A 561-nucleotide genomic window follows, 5' to 3' on the forward strand; every position below is an offset into this window, starting at 1 on the left:
CAGGAAGTGTGAGATGGAAAAACCCATTACTATTGAGGAATTTTTGACCAGATCAGAATTGAGCCAACATGATGAAGGGGATTGTTTGCCATCAGAATTTGAGTCTCAATTACCAGCACATGTTAAATTAGATGACAAACCACTTGGTACAGGACAGCTGCTAGACTGCTGGGAAAAGTTATCCTCTCATGATCAAATCACTTTCCAGAAACAATTTGGGGATCTGTCACAATTACTGAAAATTAGGGTCCAACATGCTTGTTTTSAGGCCATGATAGGGTTTTGGGATCCAGAATATCGGTGCTTCACWTTTGATACTGTGGATATGACTCCTACTRTCGAGGAGTATGAWTCCYTGYTARATTGYCCCAAGTCAGAAAAGRTGTACTTTTACACACCTATAGAGCATGCRCTTTCTAACTTTGCTTGGATTACCCAGACAGACTGTCAACTAGCAAAATCACATGCAACTAAACGAGGAAATAACCAGGTTTGGTTTTGGAATGAACTAGAAGCCATATTCAAGAGGAGATTAAATGATGAAAGTAATGAAGTTCGATT

General features: G+C 39.4%; 1 protein-coding gene. It reads left to right on the plus strand.

Translation table 11 applies throughout. The features are described 5' to 3' along the window. Positions 1 to 13: 13 nt before the first annotated feature. Positions 14 to 561, plus strand: a 548-nt coding sequence (locus ELS82_RS28005) for a hypothetical protein (RefSeq protein ID WP_208733328.1), incomplete at its 3' end; no start/stop codon positions are given.

Origin of the sequence: Vibrio ouci (genome assembly GCF_004551525.1) — a bacterium.
GTDB lineage: Bacteria > Pseudomonadota > Gammaproteobacteria > Enterobacterales > Vibrionaceae > Vibrio > Vibrio ouci.